Origin of the sequence: Dichotomicrobium thermohalophilum, from assembly GCF_003550175.1 — a bacterium.
GTDB classification, from domain to species: Bacteria; Pseudomonadota; Alphaproteobacteria; order Rhizobiales; family Rhodomicrobiaceae; genus Dichotomicrobium; species Dichotomicrobium thermohalophilum.
In genome coordinates this window covers 1,097,809-1,124,799 of the sequence record NZ_QXDF01000001.1, presented here as the reverse complement: position 1 = coordinate 1,124,799, position 26,991 = coordinate 1,097,809, and the positions used below count along the sequence as shown (strand labels likewise).

The 26,991-nt window shown below is 64.3% G+C and carries 21 protein-coding genes; 6 read left to right on the top strand and 15 right to left on the bottom strand.

The annotated features are described in order from the left end of the window. Positions 1-130: 130 nt before the first annotated feature. Positions 131-535, top strand: coding sequence for a RidA family protein (locus tag BXY53_RS05085; protein ID WP_119060792.1), 405 nt, complete (start codon positions 131-133; stop codon positions 533-535). 55 nt (positions 536-590) lie between these two features. Here BXY53_RS05085 and treY read toward each other — a convergent pair whose 3' ends face one another. The 8 genes from treY to BXY53_RS05045 all read right to left on the bottom strand — a co-directional run bounded on the left by treY (position 591) and on the right by BXY53_RS05045 (position 17,516). Beyond that, positions 591-3,275 carry a malto-oligosyltrehalose synthase gene (gene treY, locus BXY53_RS05080; protein ID WP_119060791.1) on the bottom strand — a complete coding sequence of 895 codons (2,685 nt, stop codon included), beginning with the start codon at positions 3,273-3,275 and terminating at the stop codon, positions 591-593. After that, the gene (malQ, locus tag BXY53_RS05075) at positions 3,272-5,125 is read right to left on the bottom strand and encodes a 4-alpha-glucanotransferase (RefSeq protein WP_119060790.1); all 1,854 of its coding nucleotides are present in this window, start codon (positions 5,123-5,125) and stop codon (positions 3,272-3,274) included. The genes treY and malQ overlap by 4 nt, the downstream gene beginning before the upstream one ends. Further along, a complete protein-coding gene (gene treZ, locus BXY53_RS05070) occupies positions 5,122-6,951 on the bottom strand; it encodes a malto-oligosyltrehalose trehalohydrolase (RefSeq protein WP_119060789.1) in 1,830 nt (609 codons plus the stop codon). The genes malQ and treZ overlap by 4 nt, the downstream gene beginning before the upstream one ends. Further along, on the bottom strand, positions 6,948-9,062 hold the full coding sequence (gene glgX, locus BXY53_RS05065) for a glycogen debranching protein GlgX (protein WP_245410362.1): 2,115 nt from the start codon (positions 9,060-9,062) through the stop codon (positions 6,948-6,950). The genes treZ and glgX overlap by 4 nt, the downstream gene beginning before the upstream one ends. Positions 9,063-9,075: 13 nt before the next feature. Further along, on the bottom strand, positions 9,076-11,274 hold the full coding sequence (gene glgB / locus BXY53_RS05060) for a 1,4-alpha-glucan branching protein GlgB (protein ID WP_210209150.1): 2,199 nt from the start codon (positions 11,272-11,274) through the stop codon (positions 9,076-9,078). Between the two features lie 31 nt (positions 11,275-11,305). Next, on the bottom strand, positions 11,306-14,569 hold the full coding sequence (treS, locus tag BXY53_RS05055; RefSeq protein WP_210209198.1) for a maltose alpha-D-glucosyltransferase: 3,264 nt from the start codon (positions 14,567-14,569) through the stop codon (positions 11,306-11,308). A gap of 71 nt (positions 14,570-14,640) precedes the next feature. Then, positions 14,641-16,659 (bottom strand): alpha-1,4-glucan--maltose-1-phosphate maltosyltransferase, encoded by a 2,019-nt coding sequence (locus BXY53_RS05050; RefSeq protein WP_245410361.1) that lies wholly within the window; start codon positions 16,657-16,659, stop codon positions 14,641-14,643. A 341-nt stretch (positions 16,660-17,000) separates the two neighbouring features. Further along, positions 17,001-17,516 (bottom strand): helix-turn-helix transcriptional regulator, encoded by a 516-nt coding sequence (locus tag BXY53_RS05045; protein WP_119060786.1) that lies wholly within the window; start codon positions 17,514-17,516, stop codon positions 17,001-17,003. Positions 17,517-17,811: 295 nt separating this feature from the next. Here BXY53_RS05045 and BXY53_RS05040 point away from each other — a divergent pair, with 295 nt between their 5' ends. Further along, positions 17,812-18,840 (top strand): histone deacetylase family protein, encoded by a 1,029-nt coding sequence (locus tag BXY53_RS05040; protein WP_245410360.1) that lies wholly within the window; start codon positions 17,812-17,814, stop codon positions 18,838-18,840. Here BXY53_RS05040 and dapE read toward each other — a convergent pair. Next, on the bottom strand, positions 18,797-19,954 hold the full coding sequence (dapE, locus tag BXY53_RS05035) for a succinyl-diaminopimelate desuccinylase (RefSeq protein ID WP_119060784.1): 1,158 nt from the start codon (positions 19,952-19,954) through the stop codon (positions 18,797-18,799). The genes BXY53_RS05040 and dapE overlap by 44 nt on opposite strands. A 200-nt stretch (positions 19,955-20,154) precedes the next feature. Here dapE and BXY53_RS05030 point away from each other — a divergent pair, with 200 nt between their 5' ends. Continuing rightward, positions 20,155-20,670, top strand: a complete 516-nt coding sequence (locus tag BXY53_RS05030; RefSeq protein ID WP_147361498.1) for a hypothetical protein — start codon at positions 20,155-20,157, stop codon at positions 20,668-20,670. A gap of 2 nt (positions 20,671-20,672) precedes the next feature. Beyond that, positions 20,673-21,146, top strand: coding sequence for a Dps family protein (locus tag BXY53_RS05025; RefSeq protein ID WP_119060782.1), 474 nt, complete (start codon positions 20,673-20,675; stop codon positions 21,144-21,146). Between the two features lie 178 nt (positions 21,147-21,324). On the opposite strand, the gene rpsI is transcribed toward BXY53_RS05025, so the two are convergent. The 3 genes from rpsI to BXY53_RS05010 all read right to left on the bottom strand — a co-directional run bounded on the left by rpsI (position 21,325) and on the right by BXY53_RS05010 (position 22,903). Further along, the gene (gene rpsI / locus BXY53_RS05020; protein WP_119060781.1) at positions 21,325-21,822 is read right to left on the bottom strand and encodes a 30S ribosomal protein S9; all 498 of its coding nucleotides are present in this window, start codon (positions 21,820-21,822) and stop codon (positions 21,325-21,327) included. A gap of 5 nt (positions 21,823-21,827) precedes the next feature. Next, positions 21,828-22,292 (bottom strand): 50S ribosomal protein L13, encoded by a 465-nt coding sequence (rplM, locus tag BXY53_RS05015; RefSeq protein ID WP_119060780.1) that lies wholly within the window; start codon positions 22,290-22,292, stop codon positions 21,828-21,830. Between the two features lie 161 nt (positions 22,293-22,453). Continuing rightward, entirely contained in the window at positions 22,454-22,903 is a 450-nt protein-coding gene (locus BXY53_RS05010) for a PaaI family thioesterase (protein ID WP_342634962.1), read from the bottom strand. An 81-nt stretch (positions 22,904-22,984) separates the two neighbouring features. On the opposite strand from BXY53_RS05010, the gene BXY53_RS05005 reads away from it, so the two are divergent. Both BXY53_RS05005 and BXY53_RS05000 read left to right on the top strand, forming a co-directional pair. Continuing rightward, positions 22,985-23,818 carry an enoyl-CoA hydratase gene (locus tag BXY53_RS05005; RefSeq protein WP_119060778.1) on the top strand — a complete coding sequence of 278 codons (834 nt, stop codon included), beginning with the start codon at positions 22,985-22,987 and terminating at the stop codon, positions 23,816-23,818. A 5-nt stretch (positions 23,819-23,823) separates the two neighbouring features. Beyond that, complete coding sequence (locus BXY53_RS05000) at positions 23,824-24,243, top strand: CoA-binding protein (protein WP_119060777.1); 420 nt, start codon at positions 23,824-23,826, stop codon at positions 24,241-24,243. Here BXY53_RS05000 and BXY53_RS04995 read toward each other — a convergent pair. Genes BXY53_RS04995 through BXY53_RS04985 form a run of 3 tightly spaced genes read right to left on the bottom strand, consistent with a single transcriptional unit; the run spans position 24,240 to position 26,973 of the window. Beyond that, on the bottom strand, positions 24,240-25,163 hold the full coding sequence (locus BXY53_RS04995; protein ID WP_210209149.1) for an ABC transporter ATP-binding protein: 924 nt from the start codon (positions 25,161-25,163) through the stop codon (positions 24,240-24,242). The two genes, BXY53_RS05000 and BXY53_RS04995, sit on opposite strands and share 4 nt — an antisense overlap. Continuing rightward, entirely contained in the window at positions 25,163-25,909 is a 747-nt protein-coding gene (locus BXY53_RS04990) for an ABC transporter ATP-binding protein (protein WP_119060776.1), read from the bottom strand. The genes BXY53_RS04995 and BXY53_RS04990 overlap by 1 nt, the downstream gene beginning before the upstream one ends. After that, the gene (locus tag BXY53_RS04985) at positions 25,906-26,973 is read right to left on the bottom strand and encodes a branched-chain amino acid ABC transporter permease (protein WP_119060775.1); all 1,068 of its coding nucleotides are present in this window, start codon (positions 26,971-26,973) and stop codon (positions 25,906-25,908) included. The genes BXY53_RS04990 and BXY53_RS04985 overlap by 4 nt, the downstream gene beginning before the upstream one ends. Positions 26,974-26,991 lie beyond the last annotated feature (18 nt).

The following is a 26,991-nucleotide window of genomic DNA, read 5'->3' as shown; positions in this document are numbered from 1 at the left end:
GCACAACGGCGAAGCTGGGCCGCGAAGGGCTTCGGCTTGCGCAACGGTTCGGTGGTGGGCTTAGAGTCGCAGGTGGTTCCTGCGCTGCGTTCCGCATGACCTGTTCGGAAAATTGGAGACATTAAAGACGATGACAAAACAGCATTATCACGTCCCGACTGCTGCGCCTGCGCCGCCGACCGCTTGGTACAGTCACTGCGTGAAGGTTGGCAACTGGCTTTACGTGACCGGCCAGATCCCGGCCGACCCGGACAACCCGGACGCCCCCCTGCCCGCCGACATTGCCGAGCAGACCGAGCTGTCCTTCCGGAACCTAGAGCGCATCCTGACCCATGTCGGGTATGACCTCACGGACACCGTGTTTGCCCGCGTCTATCTCACGGACTTCGAGCGCGATTATCCCCGTTTCAACGAGGTCTACCGCCGCTACTACCCCGATGATGCCACCCTGCCCGGCCGGACAACCGTGGGGGTCTCGAAGCTGGCCCGCGATGCGCTGGTGGAGATCGACCTCGTACTCTACCGGGAGGGGTAGGCACCGCGGGGGCAAGCCGGCTCAGGGGGGTCACGCGGCCCAATCTGTAAGGCTGTCAGCCGGCGGACAGGAGCGCCCCGGGGAAGTTGGCGAGCAGCCGGTCGATCCGGACCGCCTCGCCGCTGAATCCCGCGCCGGGGTCGAGGAGGTTGCGCCAGCTACGCGCCCGGAGATCGTCGGGAAGCTGCAAGGCCGTATCCTCCCAGACCGCGGCCGGGATAAGTGGGCTTGATCGCCCCGCCAGCAAGCCCACCGACAGGAGCGGCACGATCACGACCACGGCCTCAGCGCCATGCACGCGGGCGAACGCGATGAGTTTATCCGCGCCCGGCCCGGCAAGCACGAGTGGCCGGTACGCTCCTTCAGCGAATAGCGCCGACTTGCGCGCGCGCAGGGAGAGCCCGGCTCGAAGCACATGCATCTTCGCCGCGCCGGAGCGCCAGTCGCGCATCAGCGCAGCGGGATCGTCCGAGCCATCTTTCTGTGCCAGCGCGTGCCGAATGCCGAAATCCACAGGGCGCCGGTTGTCGGGGTCCACCAGGCTGAAGTCCCAGAGCTCGCAGCCCTGATAGATGTCGGGGACTCCCGGCGCGGTCAGTTTGATGAGCGTCTGGCTCAGGCTGTTCAGCGCGCCCGCGACGAACAGCGGCTCGCAGGTGCGCAGGAAATCGTCGAGGAAAACCCGTGAGCGCACCGGGTCGAGCGCGCCACGCGTGAACCGCTCCACAACGCCTTCATAGTCGGCATCCTGCGCGGTCCAGCTCGTGAAGGACTTGGCCTCGCGCACGGCCTTGAGCATGAACTGCACCATGCGGTCGGCCAGCGCGTTCAGGCCCTCGCCGTCGTCCGGCATCAGCGTCGGCGGCCAGACGCCCAGCAACGCCTGGTAGAAGGCCCATTCCGTCTCGGGGTCGAGCGTCAAGCCATCCGCTTCGCGCAGTCCCGCGTTCATTCCCGACCAGCGCGCGACCGCCGCGGCCCAGCCGTCCGGCATCTCGCTGATCGCGTAAATGCGGGCGCGGGCATCCTCGGCGCGTTTCGTGTCGTGCGTGGATGTCGTGCTGAGGCCGAAGGGCTGGCGCGCAAGCCGGCGCGTCATCGCGCTGTGGAACTGCTCCGGGCGCGCCCCGAACCGTTCCGGCTCGCCGCCCACTTCATTCAGCGCAATCAGCCGGTTGTAGCGATAGAACAGCGTGTCCTCCAGCGCCTTCGCCATGACAGGCCCTGTGGTCTGCTGAAAGCGCGTGGCAAACTCCAGCGCCGTTGCCTGATCCTCCGGCTCGGCGAAGTCGAGCAACAGCATGCGCTTGAGGAAGTCCAGTGCGCCTTCGTTCTCAACCTCACGGGTGGTCTTCGCGGCTTCAGCGGCAGCTTCGATCAGATCGCGGTCGGCGTCGGCCGGGCCGGCCACGTTCACATAGGTGCGGTAGACCGGCAGCGCAGCGGTCAACTCGATAATCGCGCGGCGCAGGGTATCAGGGCCATAATCGCGCGTCATCGGGTCCTTGGCCGCCAGCGACAGCGCCATATCTTTCAGCCGATCAAGTTCCCCCGCCAGGTTGCGTGCGAGCAGGCGCCGTTTCGTCTCCAGAGCCAGCGCGTGGTAATCGGTCTGTTCGCCGAGGAAGGCGCTATAGGCGGCCGTCATGGCTTCCTCGCCACGCGGATCGACAAGAAGATTGGCAAGCGACAGGATGAACTCGTAGCCGGTCGTGCCATCGGCGGGCCAGTCGGCGCGCAAGTCTTCGTCGGGGCCGAGAATTTTTTCGACGAGCAGATACGTCCCGCCCGCTTCCTGCAGCTTCTCCAGATAGCTCTTCGGGTCGGCGAGGCCATCCACATGGTCGATGCGCAGGCCCTGAATGTCGCCAGCGGCGACCAGTTCCAGCAACCGCGCGTGCACGTCGTCGAACACGCTCGCGCGCTCGACCCGCAGACCGACCAGATCGGCGATCTCGAAGAAGCGGCGGTAAGTCAGCGTCTCGCGCGCCGCGCGCCAATGGGCCAGCCGCCAGACCTGCGCCTCGTGCAACTCGTGGATCGCGTCGAGGTCGGCCGCCGTTTCCGCCAGGACCCGTTCGACCGCGTCGCGCGTGGCAGGGTCCGCCGCGCAGGTGTCGGCCAATTCCTGCTTCAGCGCGCGCGACTCCGCCGGCTCGGCGACGATGAACCGGCGCGCCAGTTCGGCGAAATCCTCGCTCTCGATCCGCGAGAGAAGCTGCGCATAGGACGGCGGGGTGAGCGGCAGGCGCATCGGGCCGTAGCTGAAGCTGATGCCGCCATCGCTGCGGTCGAACGACAGACCGAACGCGCCGTTGTTTAGTTCCTCGCCGTAGTTCGCCGCAAGCGCGGGAATGATGAGTTTGGGCGCGGACCAGTCGATGTCGAAATGCTCGGCGTAGTTGCTCGCCTCGCCCCATTCGAGCACGTCAAGCCACCATGGGTTGTGCGTACTCGCGCCCATGTGGTTGGAGACGAAATCGACGATCAGGCCGAGACCGTGATCCTTCAACGCCCGGCACAGCGTCTTGAAGCCGTCCTCGCCGCCCAGCTCGGGCGCGAGCCGCGTAACATCGACCACATCGTAGCCATGGGTCGAGCCCGGCGCGGCGGCGAACAGTGGCGAGGCGTAAAGATGACTGATGCCCAGTTCGGCGAGATAGGGGACGAGTTCGGCCGCCCGCTTAAAGGTCATGCCTTCGCGGAACTGCAGGCGATATGTGGCGCGTGGCCTGGTCATGGCGTCCTCGGCCGCTCGGCGGCGACCGCTTGCGTGATCGTGCGGAAATCCGGCGCGCTTGCCAGCTCTTCCAGCGTCAGCGGGAGCTTGCGCTGCCAGTTGGGGTGGTCTTCCGTGGTGCCCGGCAGGTTTGCCCGGTCGATCGCGCCGGTCAGGTCTTCAAGCTGCAGCGCGACCAGCCGGCAAGGCGTGCGCGCCAGGAACCGGGAGACGGCGATGGAAAGCGCCTGCGTCAGCGTCTGGGGCGGCTCTGCCTCGCCGCGCGTGGCTGGCGCCAGTTCCTCGGGGAGCACGCCGCTGTCCGCGAGCGCCACCAGCAGCCGGACGCAGTCAGCCTCGCGTTCAGCGCGGTCCGCCGTCGCCGTTTCCCCATCGATCATGCCGAGCCCCTCGCGCATGTCGATATCGTGCGCGGCCCACCAGCCGCGCAGGGTCGGCAGGTCATGCGTCGAGATACAGGCCAGCGCGTCCCGCTCATATGCATGCGGCGGTTTGAACCGGCCATCCTCCTCGCGCTCGAAGAACAGCACGCGATAGCCGAGGATTCGCGCGGCGCGCATGACCTCGCGGAAGTTGGGCGGCACGGTTCCCAGGTCCTCGCCGATGACAACGGTCCAGGCTTCCTGCGAGGTGCGCGCGAGGGCTTGCAGCATCTTGTCGAGCGGATAATGGACATAAGCGCCGTCCATGCTCGGCAGGTCGCTGGGGATCAGGTAAAGCCGCATCAGCGCCATGGCGTGGTCGATGCGCAGCGCGCCCGCCGGCCCGATCGCCTCGCGGATGACCTGACCGAATAGCCGGCCTTGGTCGGCCTCCAGCGCCTGCGGCGAGAGCGGCGCGAGACCCCAATCCTGGCCTTGCGCGTTGAAGGCGTCTGGCGGACAGCCGATGCGCACGCCGCGGAGGACGTTCTCGGGCTCGCTCCAGGTCGAAGCCCCATCCGGCGCGACGCCGACCGCAAGGTCGAGATAAAGCCCGATCCGCATTCCGGCCGCGCGCGCCCGTGCCTGCGCGTCGGCAAGTTGGCGGTGTGCGATCCATTGCAGCCACATATGAAACAGGATGCGCTCGCCGTTCTCCTCGCGAAAGTGGCGCACAGCGGCGCTCTTCTTGTCGCGAAAGGCTTCCGGCCAGCCATGCCAGCCGCAGGGATAACCTTGTGCAACCATGGCTTCGGACAGCGCCTCGAACAGCGCAAAATCCTCAAGCGGCGCACCGTGCTCACGGCGAAAGGCCTCGAAGCCGGCGGACTCGGCGCTGTCGCCATTCAGGCCGGAGCCGCGGGCGCGGGCAAAGGCGGTTTCAAGCGCCGCCTGTTTCAGCCGGCTCACTTCCGGGTAGTCGACAAGGTCACCCGCGCTCACCGACTCCAGCGCGGAGCTACCAGGCATGTCGGCGCCTTCAAGCCGGTCCACCGCAATGTACAGCGGGTTGAGAAACCGCCGGCTGGAAGGCGCGTAGGGGCTGAAATGCCGCGGCTCGGCAAAGAACAGCGCGTGCAGCGGGTTGATGCCGATGAAATCCGCGCCGGACGGCCCGGCCAGCGCGGCGAGCCGGGCAAGGTCTTCGAAATCCCCGATCCCCCAGTTCCGCGCCGAGCGCAGGCCATAGAGCTGGCAGGTTATGCCCCAGGCGCGGTCATGCTCCAGCCACTCCGGGACATGACACGCCGGCGCTTCGATCGCGGCGAGGCTGCGGCGCACATCTTCGTCCGTCTGCGCGTCAACGCCCAGCACCCCGAGCAATTGGCGCTTGCAGTCGTCGCTGGGGAACCGCTCGGTGCCCATCTCGTCGGTGTAGGACAGGCTGATGCCATAGGCTTGGGCAAGGCGGTCGAGTTCCGCGGTCATGGCGTGCCCTCCGCCAGATGAAAAATGGCGGACCAGGGCGGCAGATGGCCTTCGCGCAGCGCATCTGCCGCGCCTTCAGGCTGCGCGAACAGGCGCCGCCCGCTTGGGGTCGCGGCGAACGGGGTCGGAGCGCCCCCGAGATTCGCGGTAACGCTCAGTTCGCTGCCATCGCCCAGCCGCCATGCCACGTGCAGGCAACGGCCATCCGTCTCTTGCCGGGTCGCGGCGTGCCCGCCGACGCTGTCCAGGCGCGGCGCGATCTCACGCTGCCGCAGCGCCAGCAAGTCCCGCGTGTAAGCCAGCCGCGCCCGATGCTCCGGCGCGTCGCGCTTGTCCCAGTCTAGCTTTGATTTATCGAAGGTCTCCACCGCGTTCGGGTCGGGAATTTCGGCGCGGTGATGCGCGTCCTGAAAGCTCTTCCAGCGCTTGAATTCATTGCGCCGACCCTCGCGCACCGCATCGCCAAGCTCGCCGTGAAAATCGGTGAAGAACAGGAAGGGCCGCGTCTCGCCCCATTCCTCGCCCATGTAGAGCAGCGGGATATGCGGGCTAAGCAGCAGGATGGCGGTGAGCGCCGCGATCGCCTCCGGCGCGGCCAGCGTGCTGAGCCGTTCGCCAAAGGCGCGGTTGCCGATCTGGTCGTGGTTCTGCAGGAAGTCGATGAACGCGACCGGGGGCAGATGCGCGCTCGGCTCGCCGCGCGGCGCGTCATGCAGGAACGTCGACCGCTCGCCCTGATAGACGTAGCCGGTCGCCAGCGCGCGGGTCATTTGCGCGGCACTGTCCGGCGGGTAGTCCATGTAGTAGCCCTCGGACTCCCCGGTGGCGAGGGTGTGCGCGACATGGTGCCAGTCGTCGTTCCACTCGGCGGTGTAGAGCTTCGGGCAGCCCTCCTCCCGCTCGAACAGGTCGACGAGGTTGCGGCTGTCCTCGGTCGTCAGGTGGACATGCCGGTCCGTGATGCGCGCGCGGACCTCCGCCGCAAGCGCCTCGATGATTGTCGGCTTGGACGGGTCGTGGATCTGGTCGATCGCGTCGAGGCGCAGCCCGTCGAAGCGGTATTCCTCCAGCCAATACAGCGCGTTGTCGATGATGAACTGTCGAACGGCCGGCTGCGTGTAGTCGATCGCCGCGCCCCAGGGCGTCTGCCGCTTCGGGTTGAAGAACTGCGGCGCGTAGAGGTGCAGGTAATTCCCGTCCGGGCCGAAATGGTTGTAGACCACGTCGAGCAGGACCATCAGCCCGCGCGCGTGCGCCGCGTCCACCAGCCGCTTCAGCGCATCCGGCCCGCCATAGACCGGGTGCGGCGCATAGGGGAGCACGCCGTCATAGCCCCAGCCGCGCGCGCCGGAGAACTGCGCCACCGGCATCAGCTCGACAGCCGTGACGCCCAGATCGGCCAGATAATCGAGCCGCGCCTCCACGCCCGCGAAGGTGCCGTCTTCGGTGAAGGTGCCGGTGTGAAGCTCATAGATGACCGCCTCGTGCCACGGCCGCCCGGTCCAGTCCGGCACAAGCCAGCTATAGGCGCGCGGGTCGATGAGCCGCGACGGCCCGTGCACATCATCCATCTGCGCGCGCGCGGCTGGGTCGGGCACGCGCGTGCCGTCCTCCAATTCGAACCAATAGCCGCTGTCGAGCGGGACCGCGTCTGTCGTGATCTCGAACCAGCCGTCATCCTTCGGCTGCATCTCGCGTTTCGCGCCCGTATCATCCGCGATCAGCGCGACTATGCCCTGCCCCGGCGCCCAGAGGCGGAACCGCGCCCGGCCATCGGCCAGCGGCTCGGCGCCCCAGTGGCGCGCGAAGGCGAAGCTGTGGCTCATCCCAAACGCCCCTCGAACAACAAGACACCGCGCCCCGGCACGGTGACGGCCTCGCCAGGCGCAACGTCCGGCGCCTCCGGCTCGATCAGGCCGCGCGCGGAATCCGCCAGCAGCGTCCAGCCCATCACCGCTTCCGGCTGAGTCGTTCGATAATCGATCGGCTCGTGATGCGCGTTCAAAAGAATCAAGTATGGCGCGCTGGCCGCCTGGGCGAGCATGAGGCCGATGCTGCGGGAATAACCATTGCTCCAATCATCCTCCTGCATTTCCGCACCGTCCGGCCGCAGCCAGGTCACGTCCTTCGTGCCGTCGGCCATCGCCGGCTCGCCGTGCAGAAAGTCCGGCTGGCGCAGCAGCGGGCAGCGCTCGCGCAGCCGGATCAGGCCCGCCGTATAGTCGAGGAAAGCCTGGTCGCGCTCGCCGATGCTCTCCCAGTCGAGCCACGAGATTTCATTGTCCTGACAATAGGCGTTGTTGTTGCCCTGCTGGGAGCGGCCGACCTCGTCGCCCATCAGCATCATCGGCGTGCCCTGGGACAGGAACAGCGCCGTCAGCAGGCCTCGGCGCATCTGCGCGCGCAGGCCAAGGATCTCCGGGTCATCCGTCGGCCCTTCGACGCCGCAATTCCAGCTCCGGTTGTCGTCGTGGCCGTCCTCGTTGTTCTCGCCGTTCGCCAGGTTGTGCTTGTCGTTGTAAGCGTAGAGATCGGCCAGCGTGAAGCCGTCATGCGCCGTGACGAAATTGATGCTGGACCAGGGGCGTCGGCCCTGCTTGTCGAACAGTCCCGCCGAGCCCAGCATGGCCGAGGCGACCGCCGGCAGATAGCCCTCGTCGCCGCGCCAGAAACTGCGCAGGTTATCGCGATACTGACCGTTCCACTCTGCCCAACCCGGCGGGAAGTTGCCGAGTTGAAAGCCATGGTCGCCGACATCCCAGGGTTCGGCGATCAGCTTGACCTTGGCGAGCGTCGGGTCCTGCCCGATAGCATCGAGGAAGGTCGCGTTCGGCTCGAAATCCCGTAATTCCCGTCCCAGCGAGGTCGCCAGGTCGAAGCGGAAGCCGTCAACATGGCACTCCTGCACCCAGTAGCGCAGGGAATCGAGGATCATCTGCAGCACGCGCGGATGGCGCTGGTTGATCGTGTTGCCGCAGCCGGTGGTGTCGAAATAATAGCGCGGGTCGTCCGCGAGCATGTAATAGCTCGCGTTGTCGATGCCGCGGAAGGATAGCGTCGGCCCGAGGTGGTTACCCTCCGCGGTGTGGTTGTAGACCACGTCGAGGATGACCTCGATCCCGGCTTCGTGCAGCTTGTGCACCATCAGCTTGAATTCGTCGATGTTCCCGCCGCGCTGAAGGTACGTCTCGCGCAGGGCAAAGAAACCGATGGTGTTATAGCCCCAGTAGTTGCTGAGGCCCCGCTCCTCCAGGAAGCGGTCATCGACCGACGCCTGAACGGGGAGCAATTCGATCGTGCTGACGCCGAGCTTGACCAGATGCTCGATCACGGCCGGGTGTGCCAGCCCGGCGAAGGTCCCGCGCGCCTTGTCCGGCACCAGCGGATGCAGCATGGTCATGCCGCGGACATGGGCCTCGTAGACAACCGTGTTGGCCCAGTCGACCTGCGGCCGCGTCTCGCGCCGCCAGGGAAAGCTGAAACGCTGCCGCGCGGGCGCCTCGGTCACAACGCATTTCGGCATGTACGGCGCGGAGTCCCGCTCGTCGAAGGACAGGTCCGCCTCGTCGTCACCGAGCCTGTAGCCGTAATGCGCATCGCTCCACTTCAATCGGCCCTTCATGCCCTTGGCGTAGGGGTCGAGCAGCAATTTGTTGGGATTGAAGCGGTGCCCCTCTTCGGGGGCGTAGGGACCGTGGACGCGAAAACCGTAAAGCTGGCCGGGGCGCAGCCCGTTCACATAGCCGTGCCAGACCTCGTTGGTGTATTCCGGCAACGTGAGACGGGCCTCTTCGGTCTTGCCGCGCTTGTCGAAAAGGCAGAGCTCCACCCGCGTCGCGTTGGCCGAGAACACTGCGAAATTGACGCCCGATCCATCATGTGTCGCGCCGAGCGGGTAAGGCAGCCCTGCTGCGACGCGCCCGATATCTATTGCCACTTGTTCACTCTTGTTACGTTGGATAAGGGGCCAGGACGATTGTCGCAAGCGGCGGCAGCGTCAACTCCAGTGAGGCGGGCAGGGAGTGCGCCGGCGTGTCGGTCGTGTGCACCTGCCCGAGATTACCGAGATTCGAGCCGCCATAATGCGCGGCATCCGTATTGAGACGCTCGCTCCAGGCACCGCCAAACGGCACACCGACCCTGTATCCATACTGGACGACCGGTGTGAAATTGCACACAACCAGCACCGGCGGCGTATCCCCTACGCCCTTGCGCAGATAGGCGAGCACGCTGCGGTTTGCATCGTTTGCCTCGACCCAGTCGAAGCCCGCCGGCTCGCAATCAAGCTCATGCAGCGCCGGCGTGCTGCGATACAGCCGGTTGAGATCGCGCACGAGGTCCTGCACGCCGCGGTGCTCCGGAAGCGAGAGAAGGTGCCAGTCCAGTTGACTGTCGTGGTCCCACTCGCGCTCCTGGGCGAATTCGCCGCCCATGAACAGCAGTTTCTTCCCCGGATGCGTCCACATGAAGGCGAGATAGGCGCGCAGGTTCGCGAATTTCTGCCAGCGGTCGCCGGGCATCTTCCCGATCAGCGAGCCCTTCCCGTGCACGACCTCGTCGTGGCTGAGCGGCAGGATGAAGTTCTCGCTGAAGGCGTAGAGCAGGCCAAATGTCAGCGAAGAATGGTGGTAGCGGCGGTGGATCGGGTCCTGCGACATATAGAACAGCGTGTCGTGCATCCACCCCATGTTCCACTTGTAGCCGAAGCCGAGCCCGCCCGACTCGACGGGGGCGGACACCATCGGCCAGGCGGTCGACTCTTCGGCCGCCGTCATGGCGCTGGGGAAAGCGCCGTAGACGCGCGTGTTCATGCCCTTGAGAAACGCGACGGCTTCGAGGTTTTCGCGACCGCCGTGGACATTGGGCACCCACTCCCCGTGCTCGCGGCTATAGTCCAGGTAGAGCATCGAAGCCACGGCATCCACGCGCAGCCCGTCAACGTGATACCGGTCGATCCAGAAAAGCGCGTTGGAGTCGAGGAAGTTGGCAACCTCGGGCCGCCCCAGATCATAGATCAGCGTGTTCCAGTCGGGATGAAAGCCGCGGCGCGGGTCGGCGTGCTCATAGAGCGGCGTGCCGTCGAAGCGCGCGAGGCCGTAGGCATCCGAGGGGAAATGGCCGGGCACCCAGTCGATGATCACGCCGATATCTTCCTGGTGGCAGCGCTCCACAAAGCGGGCAAAACCATCGGGCGCCCCGTAACGCGCGGTCGGGGCAAACAGCCCGAGCGGTTGATACCCCCATGAACCAGTGAAGGGATGTTCGCTGATGGGCAAGAGCTCAATGTGGGTGAAGCCGAGGTCCTTTACATAGGCAACCAATTCCCGGCTGAGCCGATCATAGTCGAAATACGCTCCGCCTTCGCCGCGCCGCCATGAGCCGAGATGCACCTCGTAAATCGAGATCGGCGCCGCCCGGTTCTGAGCGTCCCAGCGCTTCTCCAGCCACGCATGGTCGCCCCAGTTCTGCTGCACGGGCGCGACAACGCGCGAGGCATTCGCCGGCGGCGCTTCCATGGAAAACGCCATCGGGTCGGCCTTCTGCGGCAGCACTTCGCCGTTGGGGCCGATGATGTCGAACTTGTAGAGCGCACCGGCCTCGACCCCGGGAATGAAAAGATCCCAGATGCCGGCTGTGCCGTGCCGGCGCATCGGATGGCGGCGGCCGTCCCAGCCGTTAAAGTCGCCCACGACGCTGACGCGCTGGGCGTTCGGCGCCCACACGGCGAAAGCGACACCGGCCACGCCTTCCATCTCGATAGGGTGGGCGCCGAGCCTGGTGTAAAGCTCGCGATGCGTCCCCTCGGCCATCAGGTGGATGTCCGTCTCGCCGAGAATGGGTGGAAAGCGGTAGGGATCTTCCCTTTCCCAGCGATCATCGTCCCAGGACAGGCGCAGGCGGTAGCCGGGACGCATCGGCACATCGGGCAGCACACCGGCGAAGAACCCGCCGGCGTCCAGCTTCTCCAGCGGGGCAAGCACCTGGCCGGTTTCCCGGTTGATCGCCTCCACGCGCTGAGCTTCCGGCGCAAAGACGCTGAGGACACAGGTGTCCTCGGACGGCCATTGAGGGCCGAGCACAGCAAAAGGATTGCCGTGACGTCCGCTGACGATCGCCTCGATATCGCTTCTGGCCGGATAGGTATTCACGCAGTCACCTTTTGACTTTGGCGCGACCGCGTCACGCCCGCGAGATCAGTTCAAGCGCACCACGCACCGGGATCGACAGCCATGTCGGGCGGTTGGCCGCCTCATAGCCGACCTCATAAAAGACCTTTTGAAACAGGAAGATTTCGAGTTGCCGGGCGAAGGTCTCCGGGTCTTTGGGCAGACTCGGCATGTCGCCAGCCGTCGCCCTATAAATCTGCACGAATTCATCGCTCGCGCGCTTGCGCCAGTTTTCGGCGGCGGCGACCGTCCGCTCGGGAAGCTCCGGCACGCGGCTACTGACCCGATCGAGTGCGGCGAAGGCGGCATAGTCGATCGAGCGCAGCATCCCCGCCACGTCGCGCAGCGGTGACGTCTTCGCGCGGCGCTCCTCCAGGGCGCGACCCGGCTCACCCTCAAAGTCAATGATGACGACGTCGGTCTGGGAGACGAGAACCTGTCCCAGGTGAAAATCGCCATGGACGCGCGTCTTGGCGCCATCTGCCGGCGTATTGGTCAGCGCGCAGACGCGCCGCTCCACGTCCTCACGCGCATCCCGAAGTTCGGCGACGATGCCTTCGAGGCCCTCGTTATGCTTGGCCGCGCGCTCGAGCGCGAGAAAGCCGCGGCTCATCTCGTTCTGCAGATCGTCGACCCAGCGGGAGATATCCGCCTTGCTCAGCGCCTCGCGGCCGAAGGCGGGGTCCGTGGTGTCGATGGCGAAGGCCTGGTGCAACTCGGCAGTCCGCTTGCCAAGCACGCCCATCAGGTTGATCGGGAAAGTATAGGGCAGCGTGTCGGCGGCTTCGTCTTCGATACTCTCCACGGTTGTCAACGCGTGCTCTTCAAGCGCGCGGTCCAGCCCGTCGACGATCGCATTCCAGCAGTCGCCCTGGTTCTCGACAAAATCGAACAGCGCCGACAGCGCCACCGGCTCGCCCTCGTTCGGCTGATATTCGACGTAACCGCGCAGCGCCGGCGTGTTGTCGTAATGGGCAACATGGCTGAGGAAATGCGCAATCTCGACTTCGGGCTGAATACCGTGGCGCAGGCGGCGATAGACCTTGATCATCAGCCGCTCATCGACGATCGCGGACACATTGCTCTGCTCGGCCCCGACCACACGGACATTTGCGTCCGCCGGCACGGGCTTGAACGTGCTGACCGGCTTGAAAACCACGGTGCCATCATGCGCATCCAGCTTGCGGGACTGTTGGATCGCATTCACCACGCCGCGGGTGAAGCCGTCGGTCTGGGTCGCGTCGAGCAACGCGCCCATGCGCGGGCCACGCCGCAGCTTGGCCATCTTCGCACCCGGCTTGGCACCTGCACCGGCCGGCACTTCGCCCCACTGCGCGGCCAGGGGCAGGAAATATTCCTGGGTGTCGCCCGTATCAAGCTCGACCCGCACCGTACTCAGCGGATAGCTGTGACTGTCCGCGCTGAACACCGCCAGCGGCTGCAAGCGCGCGCTGGTGATGTCGGCGTCCTTAGCGCCGAACCAGCGCTGTTGCGGGAGAAAAGCGGGAAGACAGTCCGTCTCCAGATGCGCGCGCTCGCGCCCGTCCAGAACGCTTTGCCAGCTATCGGTGAAGACCACGGTGATGAACTCGTGCGGGGGTTCGACCGGGGTGATCCGCCAGTGCGGCTCCTCGCCCTGCTCGGTTAGGATGAACCAGTAGAATCCGTAAGCCGGCAGAGTGAGCATGTATGGCAGTTCGCCGATCGACGGGAAGGCCGAGCTACCGGTCAATTCCACGGGCACGCGCCCGCGATAGTCGGAAAGATCGAGTTCCACGGCCTGCGCCGAGCGCGCCAGATTGAACACGCACAGCAGCGTCTCGCCCTCATGCTCGCGCGCATAGGCCAGTACCTTGCGGTTGCGCGGATAGAGGAAGCGCAGGCCGCCGCGCCCGAACGCCAGATGCGACTTGCGCACGGCGATCATCTTGCGCATCCAGTTGAGCAGCGAGGAGGAATCGCGCTGCTGCGCCTCGACGTTGATCGCCTGGTACCCGTAGATCGGGTCCATGATCGGCGGCAGATAGAGCCTCTGCGGGTCGGCGCGGGAGAAACCGCCGTTGCGGTCGGCCGACCACTGCATCGGCGTGCGCACGCCGTCGCGATCGCCGAGATAGTAGTTGTCCCCCATGCCGAGTTCGTCACCATAGTAGATCACGGGCGTCCCGGGCATGGAGAGCAGCAGCGCGTTCAAAAGCTCCATCTTGCGCCGGTCGTTTTCCAGCAGCGGAGCGAGCCGGCGGCGGATACCGAGATTGATGCGCGCGCGCTTGTCGGTCGCGTAGGTCTGCCAGAGATAGTCGCGCTCATCGTCCGTGACCATCTCCAGCGTCAGCTCGTCGTGATTGCGCAGGAACAGCGCCCACTGGCAGTTGGCTGGGATGTCCGGCGTCTGGCGCAGGATATCCGTGATCGGATAGCGGTCCTCCCGGGCAACAGCCATGTAGATGCGCGGCATGAGCGGAAAGTGGAACGCCATGTGGCATTCATCGCCCGCGCCGAAATACGGTGCCGTGTCCTCCGGCCACTGATTGGCTTCGGCCAACAAGAGGCGGTCCGTATAGCGTTCGTCGACCGCAGCGCGCACGCGTTTCAATACCTCATGAGTCTCTGGCAGGTTCTCGTTGTTCGTGCCTTCGCGCTCGCACAGATAGGGCACCGCGTCGAGCCGCAGACCATCCACGCCCATGTCCAGCCAGAATTTCAGTACCCCGACGACCTCGCGGAACACTTCCGGGTTGTCGAAATTCAGGTCCGGCTGGTGCGAGTAGAAGCGGTGCCAGAAATAGGCTTGGGCGACGGGGTCCCAGGTCCAGTTGGACGCCTCGGTATCCAGGAAGATGATGCGCGTGCCCGCGTACTTCTTGTCGTCGTCGCTCCAGACGTAGAAGTCCCGCTCGGGCGAGCCGGCCGGCACCTGTCGCGCGCGTTGAAACCAGGGGTGCTGATCCGAGGTGTGATTGATGACAAGTTCGGTGATAACCCGGATGCCGCGCCGATGCGCCTCTTCCAGAAATGCCTGAAACTGCAGCAGGTCACCGTAGCTTTCATTGACGTTGAGATAATCGGCGATGTCATAACCGTCGTCGCGCAGCGGTGATGGATAGAAAGGCAGCAGCCAGATGGTGTTGACGCCAAGATCTTGCACATAGTCCAGCCGGCTCATCAGCCCCGCAAAGTCGCCGATGCCGTCGCCCGAGGCGTCCTGAAACGCCTTGACGTGAAGCTGGTAGATGATCGCGTCCTTGTACCAGTCGCTCTGAGTGCGATCGATCAGGCTTGCGCCGGTCTCGGCGGCGCTGGTCACCGCCTCGGCGAGCTTGGCGGCGAGTTCGGGCGTGGTCGTCATCAGGCTCCTCCCGGCGGCAGCAGACGCCAGGCCGCATAGGGTCGCACATTCGGGTCGAGATGGATGTGCTGGACCTTGCCGGTCCAGGTAAAGCGCTCGCCAGTGATCAGGTCCTCTACGCCGACGGACGCATCATCCGGCAGGCCGAATTCCCACAGTGGAACCTCGAAATGCGCGCCCTGCGGGTGGCAGAAGTCGAGATTCACGGCAAACAGCAGGACGTCCCGCAGGTCATCCGTCATCTTGCCGTAGTAGATGATGTTGTCGTTCCAGGCGTTGTAGAAGTTGAGGTTGAGGAACTGCTGCAGAGCCGGATGCTCGCGGCGCAGTCGGTTGATGAAGCGTATGTCGTCTTTGATATTCCCCGGCCGGTCCCAGTCCCAGGCGCGGATTTCGTATTTTTCCGAGTGGAGATACTCCTCCTCGCCGGGGATTGGGGTGCCCTCGCACAGCTCGAAACCGTTGTAGATGCCGTAGTTGCAAGCGAGCGTCGCCGCGAGGATCAGCCGCGCCTGATAGCCGGGCCGCCCGCTCGTCTGTAGCGGGATCGGGTTGATGTCCGGCGTGTTGGTGAAGAAGTTCGGCCGAAAATATTCACGGCTCTCTGAGCGCGTCAGCTCGGTCAGGTAATCGGTCAGCTCGGCCTTGGTGTTGCGCCAGGTGTAGTACGTGTAGGACTGGTTGAAGCCGAGCTTCGCAAGCCGCTTCATCACCTTCGGTCGGGTGAAGGCTTCCGACAGGAAGATCGTCTCTGGATAGCGCGCGCGGACATCCTCGATCAGCCACTCCCAGAACGGATAGGGCTTGGTGTGCGGGTTATCGACCCGGAAAATGCGCACGCCGTGGCCCGCCCAGAACAGCACGACATCGCGCAGCGCGAACCAGAGCGACGGCAGCGCCTCGCGGTAGAAATGAACGTTGACGATGTCCTCGTACTTCTTCGGCGGATTCTCGGCATGTTTCAGTGTCCCGTCGGGGCGCCAGTCGAACCATTCGGGATGCTCGGTGATCCACGGGTGATCCGGCGCACACTGGATCGCGATGTCGAGCGCGATCTCAAGTCCGTGCTGCTCGGCGGCCTTCACGAGGCGGTGAAAATCCGCGAACGTGCCGAGTTCCGGGTGGATCGCGTCGTGGCCGCCTTCCTCCGAGCCAATCGCGTACGGACTCCCCGGATCGCCCGGTTCGGCCTCAAGCGCGTTGTTCCGCCCCTTGCGGTCCATCTTGCCGATCGGGTGGATCGGCGTGAAATAAAGCACGTCGAAGCCGAGATCGCGCACATAAGGCAGCCGGGCGATCACATCATCGAAGGTGCCGTGCCGCTGCGGGTCGCCCGACTGCGAGCGCGGGAACATCTCGTACCAGGCGCTGAATGCCGCCTTCGGCCGGTCGACCCAGACGGACAGGGTCTTCTCGTAACGCGTCAGATGGGTCCGACGCGCGACCTTGCTCATCAGGTCAACGGCCCGGTCCGTCAACATAAGGTCCAACCGGTCGGCTTCGCTCGCCGCTTCTTCGATGTAGCCATGGAGCGCGCGCAGCGCGGTCCGCTCGGGCTCGGTCCCGTGCGCCGCGGCCTGGACCGCATCCTCGATCAGAATGCGGCCCTCTTCTATCTCGGTTGAAAGCGACTGACCGGCCGCGCGCTTCTTCTCGACCTCGTCGCGCCAGGTGGCGAACAGGTCGCGCCACGCGATGATGGTGTAGAGGTAGCGGGTGTTTTCGGTCAGGGAAAAGCTGCCACGCCAGCGGTCGTTCTCAACGAAGTCCATCCGCACTTCCGACCACTCGTTGTCCGCTGCACGGCGGAACAGAACGGCGGCATCCAGCTTGTCATGGCCGTCAACAAAGATATCGGCCCCGACCGTCAGCTCATCGCCGACAACACGCTTAACCTCGAATCGTCCGCAATCGATTTCCGGCCAGACGCCCTCGATCGCGACACGACTCTGCGCAAGGTCGTACAGCGCCTCCCGCGAGGCGGCGTCTTTTGGCCCGGATGCAGTCTCGAACTTCACAGCATTATCTCTTGCGCCGGCGACCGTGGCCGCCGGATTGGCTGTCTCACCGTTTCCTCTGGCGAGAACGTAAAAATGGAAGCTGCGTTCCAGATCGTGTCAGCACAGGCAAAACGGATTCAAAGGACACGAGTATAAGCCCGATCCACTGCTGACCGAAAGCACTGCCTTGATGAGACCGGGAAGGGGATGAATATCGTCCTGACAACGCAAGGCAATCCGACTGGCAAACCTTGCCAGAGGCCCTTGGGCCCACTCCGGATTTGGCGCGTATTTGACAACGGGCAGACATTAGCGCGCTCCGTATCGCGCGCAGAGCCCGGCGCCCAGTATCTGGTTGCCTAAGGCGACATGCGAAGCGGTGGAATAAGCCGCTCGACCGTCAGCAAAAGCTCGATCTGTGAACCGGCCTGCGTCTTCGACATGACACTACGCAGTTGGTTCCGCACGGTGTTGTAGGACAGACCGGCATCGCGCGCGTAGACCGTCAGGGTCTTGCCCGCCATCAGCGCGTGCACGAGTTTTCCCTCAGCCTGGCTGACCCCGAGCATGTCTGAGACCAGGTCGCTCCGCACCTCGGGCGGTGCCGTCGTTGTCAGCATGACCAGCGCCGCGGCGTCTTCGTCTTTCACGGGGACGATCCACACCGATCTCGCGCCGGCATCCTCATCCAGGCGCACGACGATCGGCGCGGCCGCTTTGCCAGAGTTGCCGGAGGCGTCCCTCAGGGCTCGGTCAAGCCGGTTATCCCTCCCCCGCAACGCGCCAACGCCATCCAGGTAGAGCGGCCCGTCGCTAGAGACGTCCGGCTCGGCCGCTGCGTTCATGAGAAGCGGCGCACCGCTGCTGTCAAGCAAGATAATCCCGCAACTGAAAGTCCCACAGACTGCAGAACCGACTCGCGCGAAAAAATCATGACCTCGCGTCAAGAAGTTTGACTCCCGCTCGTTATGCGCCCGCCCCATCCGAACCTGCTGTTAAGCCATACGCGCTTTCAATTCAAGAAAATTTTAAGCCAATTCCACTTCATGACAAAAATATAGCGCAAAGTCTGCCTATACTAGGGTGCTTCTGTCATAAACACCACGCCGCAAGCTCTTGCGTGAAACACGATCGAATGCGCCGTGGCGAGCGTATACGGATCCAAAGCAGGTGCATTCCACCACCTGCTGCGACCAGCCAGAGACTGGCATCGTTACCGGATTTGTGAAAGGCTCGACACTGATGCGCGCCTATTACTCCGACACGTTCAATCTACCGCTGCCCGAGGGCCATCGGTTTCCGGGGCAGAAATACGCGATGCTGCGTGAGCGGCTTTTGCACGAGGGGTTGCTCGCGCCCGATGAACTGCACCTCTCGCCGCTGGCGGAGGACGCCGACATCGCACGCGCGCACGATGCCGATTACATTGCCGCGTTCGAGAGCGGCTCGCTCGATCCAAGGAGTATGCGGCGCATCGGCTTTCCCTGGAGCGAACACCTTGTTCGGCGCACGCGCGCCTCGACCGGCGGGGCCGTAGCGGCGACCCGCGCAGCGCTTGCGGACGGCATCTCCGGGCAGCTTGCAGGCGGCACGCATCACGCTCACCGGGACTTCGGTGCGGGCTACTGCATCTACAATGACCAAGCCGTCGCGGCGCTGCGCGCGCTTGCCGACGGGTGGGCCGAGCGCCTGGCGGTGGTCGATCTCGACGTGCATCAGGGCGACGGCACCGCGGCGATCCTGGGCGCGAACCCGTCCGTCTTCGTCTTCTCGATGCACGGCGAGAAGAACTTTCCATTCCGAAAACGCGAGTCCGATCTTGACGTGCCGCTGCCCGACGGGATGGAGGATGCTGCCTATCTGCGCATGCTCGCCGAGCATCTTCCGGCCGTCTTCGCGTTCCGGCCTGATCTCGTGCTCTACCAGGCGGGCGTCGACCCGCTCGCCGAGGACAAGCTGGGCCGGCTGGCGCTCACGCATGATGGGCTGATGGCGCGCGACGAGATGGTCCTGCGCGAATGCGCGCGGCGCGGAATCCCCGTAGCGATGGCGATCGGCGGTGGTTATGCGAACCCGATCCAGCCCTCTGTCGCGGCTTATGCGAACACATACCGGATTGTGCGGCGCATCCACGGGCCGACGGGCGCGGTCGCCGTCAGGCGAAATACCGCTCAAGGAAGCGCCGATAGATTGCTGTGAGCTGATGGAGATCGTCCACGGGCACGCGCTCATCCACGGCGTGGATCAATCCGTAAGTCAGGCCGAACTCAACAACGGGACAGGTGTCCTTGATGAACCGCGCGTCCGAGGTACCGCCGCCCGTGTCGTAATGAGGCGTGCGCCCCGTAACCTCCGCGATCGCCGCGCTCAGCGCCTCGACCCATGGGCCCGGCTCGGTCAGGAAGCTGTCGCCAGACAGGCGGAATTGCAGATCGTGCGCGAGGCCCGTCCCCGCAAGCGCCTCGCCAATCCGCCCGGCGATCAACTCCTTGAGGCTCTCGGGCGTGTGCGCGTCGTTGAAGCGGATGTTGAACTTGGCCGTGACTTGGGCCGGAATGACGTTGTGGGCGGCGTTGCCCGCGTCGATGCTCGTGACTTCCAGGTTGGACGGGGCGAAATGCGTCGTTCCGTCATCAAGGCGTAGCTCGGTCAGCCAGTTCAACACGCGCGCCAGACCGCGGATGGGGTTGTTGGCCTGATCCGGATAGGCGACGTGCCCTTGCGTGCCGGTGATCACGAGCCGGCCGCTCAGGCTGCCACGACGTCCGATCTTGATCGTTTCACCGAGCGCTTTCGGGTTGGTCGGCTCGCCGAGCAGGCAGTGGTCCGGGCGCTCGCCCTGCTCCGCCATCCAGTCCAACACCTTGCGCGTGCCGTTGACCGCCGGGCCTTCCTCGTCCCCGGTGATGAGAAAGCTGATCGCGCCAGCAGGCGTACCGCGCGCAGCGAGGAAATCGAGCGCCGCAGCCATCATGCAGGCCACCCCACCCTTCATGTCGACCGCACCGCGGCCCCAAAGCTCGCCGTCCGCGATCACGCCCGAGAACGGCGGGTGCCTCCAGGCGGCCTCGTCGCCCGGCGGAACAACGTCGACATGCCCGGCGAAGCACAGATGCGGCCGTCCCGCGCCGATCCGCGCGTAGAGGTTGTCGACATCCGGCGTACCGGGCGCGCTGAACACCAGCCGATGGCAGGCGAAACCAGCCGGCTCGAGGGCGCCCTGCACCACGTCAAGCGCGGTGGCAGCGTCAGGCGTGACGCTCGGACAGCGGATAAGATCGGCAGCCAGAGCCAAAGGATCGGCGGCGCTCATGGGGCAACTCCTCGCGGTTCCTGCGGCTATAGGCGCCGGCGGCTCTCATTGTCAACGATCGGGCCCCGCGAGTTGTTGGACCTGGCGCGGCGACTTAAGTACCCTAGGAAAGCAATGGGTCATTCCCCGAGGCGCGACGCGCACTTTTTAGACTTGTTATAAATCTAAATTCGGGGTATCAACGTAGGACGAGCTGAATCGTGGAAGCAAGCCACGACGAACGTGAGGATCAGTGCAAGGTGGTCATGCTCCGCTCCGATGAGGCGGATGCACCGGTGATCAATCCGTGCGATGCATGCCCCACCTACGATCTGGTTCAGAGGCTGAGGGAATTGTTGCGGGACAGCATGTTACAGCCGCGGCAGGATCTGGACCATGCATGCATGGTGATCGCGGCTGATCCCTCGGTTTCTGTCGAACGTGTCTCGGCCGCCTTCTTCCATGGCCTCAGCCGCTACGCCAAACGGCGCATGGTGTTCTTCAACACCAAGTCCAGCGGCGTCAGCTCCGGCGAGAGATGGGTAGCGCGCCTGTTGCAGGTGGTCGCCGAGGACGACATGGCAAGTGCGCGTTACCTCATCGAGTCCACCATCGAGCCGGCCGGACGGCGCTGGATGTTGTTCCTCGCCCGCGAATTGGCGGCGCACCTGATGCCGCCGGCCAACGATAACGAGACATTACCCGTTGATACCCAATCGAACCCGAAGGAGAATTGATCATGAAGCAGACTTCCGTGGAAATTGCTCCCGATGCGAAGCAGGAAATCGTTGAGGGGCTCACCCAGTCGCTGGCCGAAACGGCCGTGCTCACCATGAAGGCCCAGAACTACCACTGGAACGTGACCGGCATGGCATTCGGCCCGCTGCATGAGCTGTTTCAGGAGATTTACGAGGACCATTTCGAGGCGCAGGACGAGCTGGCCGAGCGCATCAAGGCGCTGGGCGCGCACGCCGAGGGCCGTCACTCCGAATACCTGAAGCGCAGCGCCGTCAATGAGTGCGACGGCCACAAGTCGGACAAGGAGATGGTCGCCGCGCTGAAGGCTGACCAAGAGACCGTGTCCGCGACACTGCGCGCGTTGGCCGAACTGGCCGAAAAGCAGGGCGACGTCGTGACCAACGACATGGCGATCGGCCGGGCGCAGAAGCACGACAAGTTCGCCTGGATGCTCGGCGCGCATCTGAGCGACTAAGTCGGGCGACCGCTGACGAAATGAAAATGGCTGGCTTCGTGCCAGCCATTTTTTTGTACCTGATCGTAAAGCCGGCCCGGAGCCACATCCGTTCTGGTGAAATCGGGATGTGGCTCCTTCTTGCTGATTTGACGTGCGATCTTCTCCGAGAACCGGATCCCGGGTTTCGGGTTGCGCGCTAGCGCTTGGAGAACTGGAAGCTCTTGCGCGCTTTCGCCTTGCCGTACTTCTTGCGTTCCACCTGACGATCGTCACGCGTCAGGAAGCCCTGTTTCTTGAGAATCGGCCGCAACTCCGGCTCATAGCGGGTAAGCGCCAGCGAAATGCCGTGCCGCACGGCGCCAGCCTGGCCCGACAGGCCTCCGCCCGAAACCGTACACATGATGTCGTACTGACTGTCGCGATCGGCGGTCACCAGCGGCTGGCGCACCAACATTTGAAGCACCGGGCGCGCGAAGTACTCCGACATCTCTTTCTTGTTCACGAAGATCTGGCCCTTGCCTGGCTTCACCCAGACGCGCGCCACGGCGTTCTTGCGCCGCCCTGTGCCATAGGCGCGGCCGTGCTCGTCCAGTTTCTGTTCGTAAACCGGGGCGGCACCCAGCCCCTCGCCCGGCCCTTCCGCTTCCGTCGCGGTGCCAAGCTCTTCCAGAGACTTGATTTCCTGCTCGGACATGATCTCTAGTATCTCTTCGTGTTCTTCGGATTCAGCGACGCCACATCGAGCTGTTCCGGTTGCTGTGCCTCGTGGGGGTGCTCCGCGCCGGAATAGATGCGCAGGTTCTTGAGCTGCTGACGACCCAGCGGCCCACGCGGCAGCATGCGCTCGACGGCTTTTTCCAGCACCCGCTCGGGGAAGCGCCCGTCCAGGATCTGGTGCGCCTTGCGCTCCTTGATCCCACCCGGATAACGGGTGTGCCAGTAGTAGGTCTTGTCGTTGCGCTTGCGGCCGGTAAACACGACCTTGTCCGCGTTGATCACGATCACGTTGTCGCCGTCATCCATGTGCGGGGTAAAGGTCGGCTTGTGCTTGCCCCGGAGGCGGGCCGCGATAAACGCCGCGAGCCGGCCAACCACGAGGCCCTCAGCGTCAATCAGCACCCATTTTTTCTCAATATCCGAGGGCTTGGCCGAGAAGGTCTTCATGGCCTCTGCTCCAAATTGTCGGGAAAATCGCCCAAGCGCGGGCGGACCCGCGCGATCACTCGGCTCCGGCATGTATCCGATCCGCGCGCCCCGGTCAAGAAAAACCTGCGTTGCGGACCAAAAAACATGCAATAACAGTGCATTAGGATTGCGGTATTATTTTACCACTTGTGGTCGGGCGGCAGCGCATAGGTCGCCACCGCATGTGCCACGCAATCATCGCTGTCCGGTGCACGCAAGTAGATCTCGCCCACCGCCAGGCTCTTGCCCAGCTTCAGCAGATGCGCTTCTCCCAGCAGATCGCCTGGCTGCGGCCGGCGCAAGAAGTTGATGTTCAGATTGGTGGTCACTGCCAGCGCTGCAGGGCCGATGCTTGCCAGCACGGCGACATACAGGGCCACGTCCGCAAGCGTGAACATCGCCGGGCCGGAGATCGTGCCGCCGGGGCGCAGCATCTGCGGATCATAGCCCAAACGCAGCCGCGCGAAGCCTTGCCCGACCGCCTCGACCTTTAGCGTCGGCGTGGTGCGGCGGAGTTCGGCAAACTCCCGGTCAAGAAAATCATCCACCTCCCCGAGGCTCATCACGCCCGGTTGGCACTCGTCTGACACGTCTGCCCTCCCTCGTGCATCACACCGCAAAATCGGTTACCTTGCCACGGTGTAACCGACTACGAGGGACATTTGAACGCAATGACGGAAGTTGCTGCAAACCTTTCCACGAACGACCTGAGGGAGGAAAGCCCGCTCTTGATGGAGCGGCGCGGTTCAATCGTGCTGCTGACCCTGAACCGGCCGAAAGCCCGCAATGCGCTGTCCGATGCGCTTCTCGACGCGCTGAGCAAGCGGCTCACTGAAATCGCCGGCGACAGAACGGCGCAGGCCGTCGTGATCGACCACGCACCGCCAGTATTTTCCGCCGGACACGACCTGCGCGAACTGACCGCACACCGCGGCGACCCGGATGGCGGACGTGGATTCTACGAAAAGGTCATGCGCAAATGCGCCGAGGTCATGCAGCAGATCGTCCATCTGCCGCAGCCCGTCATTGCGGCGGTGAGCGGCACGGCCACGGCCGCGGGCTGCCAGCTCGTTGCGTCCTGTGATCTCGCGGTGGCGGCGGAGGAGGCGAAATTCGCCACACCGGGCGTCAATATCGGGCTGTTCTGCTCCTCGCCGATGGTCGCACTGTCCCGCAACGTCTCCCGCAAGCACGCCATGGAGATGCTGTTGACCGGCGAGATGATCGACGCGCATCAGGCGGCGCAGTACGGCCTCGTCAATCGCGTCGTCGAAGCCGGCGGCGTGCAGGAAGCCGCCTTCAAGCTTGCCGAAAAGATCGCGGCAAAATCGCCGGCCATCGTGGCAATCGGCAAGGAGGCTTTCTACCGGCAGGCCGAGATGCCGCTGTCACAGGCTTACGATTACGCTGCTGGCGTCATGGTCGCCAACATGATGGAGCCGGACGCCGAGGAAGGCATCGGCGCCTTCCTGGAAAAACGCAAGCCGGAGTGGAAAGGCCGCTAAGCCGCATGGCGCTGATCGACAGCGACGCCGCGCTGAGGGACGTTCTCACGCGATATCGCCGCTATGCGGTGATCATCGCGAGTCCCAATCCGGCGCGGCCAAGCCATGAGGTCATGCGCTATCTGCTTGACCACGGTTACGAGGTTTTTCCGGTGAACCCCGGGCGGCCGGGCCGCGAAATCCTTGGCCGGCCGGTGGTTGCGCGGCTGACCGATCTGCCCGAGCCGGTAGATGTCGTCGACGTGTTCCGGCACCCGGACGCGGTCGTGCCGATTGCCCAGGATGCAGTGGCGATCGACGCGAAGGTGCTGTGGATGCAGATCGGCGCTGTCAATATGGAAGCCGCGCGCATCGCCGAGGCGGCCGGGCTGCAGGTCGTCGCCGACCGCTGCCCGAAGATAGAGCACGCGCGCCTGCTGGGCTAACCGCCGAGGAAGAGCTGGCCGACCTTCGGATTCTCCAGCAGTTCGTCGCCCTTGCCGGCGATTGCGATCTCGCCGGAAACCAGAACGTAGCCGATATCCGCGAACTCCAGACCCTTCTTGGCGTTCTGCTCGACCATGACGATGGTCTTCCCCTCGACATGCTGCAGGTCGTGCAGAATCTCGAACACCATGTCGATGAAACGCGGCTCCAGCCCGATGGACGGCTCGTCAACCAGCAGGATTTCCGGGTTCATCACGAGCGCGCGGGAGATTTCCAGGAGCCGCCGCTCGCCGCCAGACAGTACCTTGGCCTGGTGCTTGCGCCGCGCGGCCAGGCGCGGATACTTGTCGAACACCCGCTCGGCCGCCGTCCGCGCCTCGGAAGGCTTGTCCATCAGGAAGCCGCCCATCCACAGGTTCTCTTCGACGGTCATGCCCGGGAAGACCGACTTGTCCTGCAGGATATAGGCGATTCCCGCCTGGCGCAGCTTCTCGTTCGCGGACAGTCCGGTTATGTCGCGCTTGTTGGCGCCGTCGCCAATCTTGATGCTGCCGGAGAAGATGTTGTTGAAGCCGAAGATCGCATGCAGCACGGTTGACTTGCCCGCACCATTCGGCCCGATCAGGCACAGCGACTGCTTCCGCGCCACCCGCAGATTGATCCCGTGCAGAATCTGCATCTTGCCGTAGCCGGCATCGAGATCTTCGACCGACAGGTAGGGGTCATGGCCCGCCAGCGCCTCCAGCTTGCTGACCGGCACCTCCTCGCTCAGCGACTTGGCCTGGCGCGTCACCTCGTCAACGGACAGCACCGTCTCCACGCCGCCCATGTGGTAGCCGGCCGAGCGCGCCCGCCGCGCGGCTTCGGCCGCCTGCGCCTCAGCCTTCTCCAGAGACGCGTCTCGCTCGTTGTTCGCCATCAGTGCGCTCCCAGATAGGCGTCTATCACGCGCTGGTCGTTCTGGATGTCCTCCGGCGTGCCGGAGGCAAGCATCTTGCCATGCGCGAGGCAGTAGATCGTGTCCGCCATGTTCATGATCACGCGCATGTTGTGCTCGATGATCAGAAGCGTGATGCCGAATTCGCTGTTCGCCTTCTTCAGCCGGTCGATCAGCCCGTTGATGAGCGTGGGGTTGATGCCTGCCGTCGGCTCGTCGAGCAGAAGCACCTTCGGCTCATTCATCAACGCCATGGCGAATTCGAGCAGCTTCTGCTGGCCGAAGGAGAGGCTGCCGGCAGTCAGCTTGCGCTTGCTGTAAAGTCCGACGAACTCCAGCAGCATCTCCGCGCGTTCCATCTCTTCGGGATTGGCGCGGTCGAACATGTCCAGCATCGTCATTTTGCGGTGGGGCACCGCGATGAGCATGTTCTCGACGCAGTTCATGTTCTTGAAGATGCGCGTCTGCTGGAAGGTGCGTAGCAGCCCCAGACGGGCAATCTGCTGCACGCGCAGCTTGGAAATCTCCCGCCCCTCGAAGCGGATCGAGCCTTCGTCGATCGGGTGATAGCCAACGATCGAGTTGAACAGCGTCGTCTTGCCCGAGCCGTTTGGCCCGATCAGGCCGGTGATCTTGCCGTCCGGGACGGTCAGGGAGATGTCCTTGTTCGCCTGGACGCCGCCAAACGCCTTGGAGACGCCGTTGACTTCAATGACATTCTGGGTCATTCCGCCGCTCCCGCCGGTTGGGCGCCAGTCGTGGGCTTGGCCCGCGCGCCGGTGTCCTCCTCAACGACGATGCCGAACCATTCGGGCTTCTGCCGCCGGACCCAGCCGACGATGCCCTCCTGGAAGTAGACCACGGTGACGACGATCAGCGCACCCAGCGCGACCCACTGCCAGCCGAGCAGATAGTTCCACGTTACCTCCTTGAAGACGTGGAACAGGATCGCCCCTACGACCGGCCCCCACAGCGTGCCCTTGCCGCCCAGCAGCGCGCACACGACCATGAAGATACCGAGGTTGATGGTCTGGAAGGCGGATTCCAGCGGCTCGAAGTGGATGAGCTGATACCCGGAGATGCCGCCGGCAATACCCACGAAGAAGGCCGCGATCGCCCAGGTGAACAGCTTGTAGCGCAGGGTGTCGATACCGAGACCTTCGGCCTTTTCCTCGTCATCCCGAATGGCGTTGATGGCCGCGCCGAATTTGGTGTTATAGAGCCAGGCCAGGAAGGCGAACAACGCCACGCCGACGCCCATGAACATGAAGTAGAAGACGTCTTTGCCCTGTTCGAGGTCGTATGGGTACACGGGCAGCGAGATGCCCTGCCCGCCGCCGATCCACTCCCAGTTTGCGACCAGTTCACCCGCTGCGACAGCGACGCCCAGCGTGCCGATGGCGAAATACGGACCACGCAGACCGAACAGCAGATAGCCCAGAATCAGCGCGGAAACCGAACAGAACACGCCTCCCAGCAGGCTGCCGACGAACAGTCCGACAAAATACTCTGTAGGTGTGAACTTGAAGACATCGCCGCTGAACGCGTTGTTGTAGGCCCCGACGTCATGGGCTATCCCGATACCGAACACCCCGGCGACATACATCCCCGCGCCGTAAAAGAAGATGTTGCCCAGCGAGTTGTAGCCCATCTGCCCGCCGGTCATGTCCCAGGTCAGCGAGACGATGATCATCAGCCACAGCGTTGCCAGCTGGGTCTTGTAGTCTGGAAACGCGAATGGCGCGATCAGGCTGATCGCGAGGATCGCGATGTAGAAGAGGGTTTTGCTCATCCCGGCTCTCCCGTCTTC

Bases quoted from the DNA above. Each gene is read 5' to 3' on its own strand.
- BXY53_RS05085 (WP_119060792.1), top strand. From the start codon at position 131: ATGACAAAACAGCATTATCACGTCCCGACTGCTGCGCCTGCGCCGCCG.
- treY (WP_119060791.1), bottom strand. From the start codon at position 3,275: ATGACCAGGCCACGCGCCACATATCGCCTGCAGTTCCGCGAAGGCATG.
- malQ (WP_119060790.1), bottom strand. From the start codon at position 5,125: ATGACCGCGGAACTCGACCGCCTTGCCCAAGCCTATGGCATCAGCCTG.
- treZ (WP_119060789.1), bottom strand. From the start codon at position 6,951: ATGAGCCACAGCTTCGCCTTCGCGCGCCACTGGGGCGCCGAGCCGCTG.
- dapE (WP_119060784.1), bottom strand. From the start codon at position 19,954: ATGAGCGCCGCCGATCCTTTGGCTCTGGCTGCCGATCTTATCCGCTGT.
- BXY53_RS05025 (WP_119060782.1), top strand. From the start codon at position 20,673: ATGAAGCAGACTTCCGTGGAAATTGCTCCCGATGCGAAGCAGGAAATC.
- rpsI (WP_119060781.1), bottom strand. From the start codon at position 21,822: ATGTCCGAGCAGGAAATCAAGTCTCTGGAAGAGCTTGGCACCGCGACG.
- rplM (WP_119060780.1), bottom strand. From the start codon at position 22,292: ATGAAGACCTTCTCGGCCAAGCCCTCGGATATTGAGAAAAAATGGGTG.
- BXY53_RS05005 (WP_119060778.1), top strand. From the start codon at position 22,985: ATGACGGAAGTTGCTGCAAACCTTTCCACGAACGACCTGAGGGAGGAA.
- BXY53_RS05000 (WP_119060777.1), top strand. From the start codon at position 23,824: ATGGCGCTGATCGACAGCGACGCCGCGCTGAGGGACGTTCTCACGCGA.
- BXY53_RS04995 (WP_210209149.1), bottom strand. From the start codon at position 25,163: ATGGCGAACAACGAGCGAGACGCGTCTCTGGAGAAGGCTGAGGCGCAG.
- BXY53_RS04990 (WP_119060776.1), bottom strand. From the start codon at position 25,909: ATGACCCAGAATGTCATTGAAGTCAACGGCGTCTCCAAGGCGTTTGGC.
- BXY53_RS04985 (WP_119060775.1), bottom strand. From the start codon at position 26,973: ATGAGCAAAACCCTCTTCTACATCGCGATCCTCGCGATCAGCCTGATC.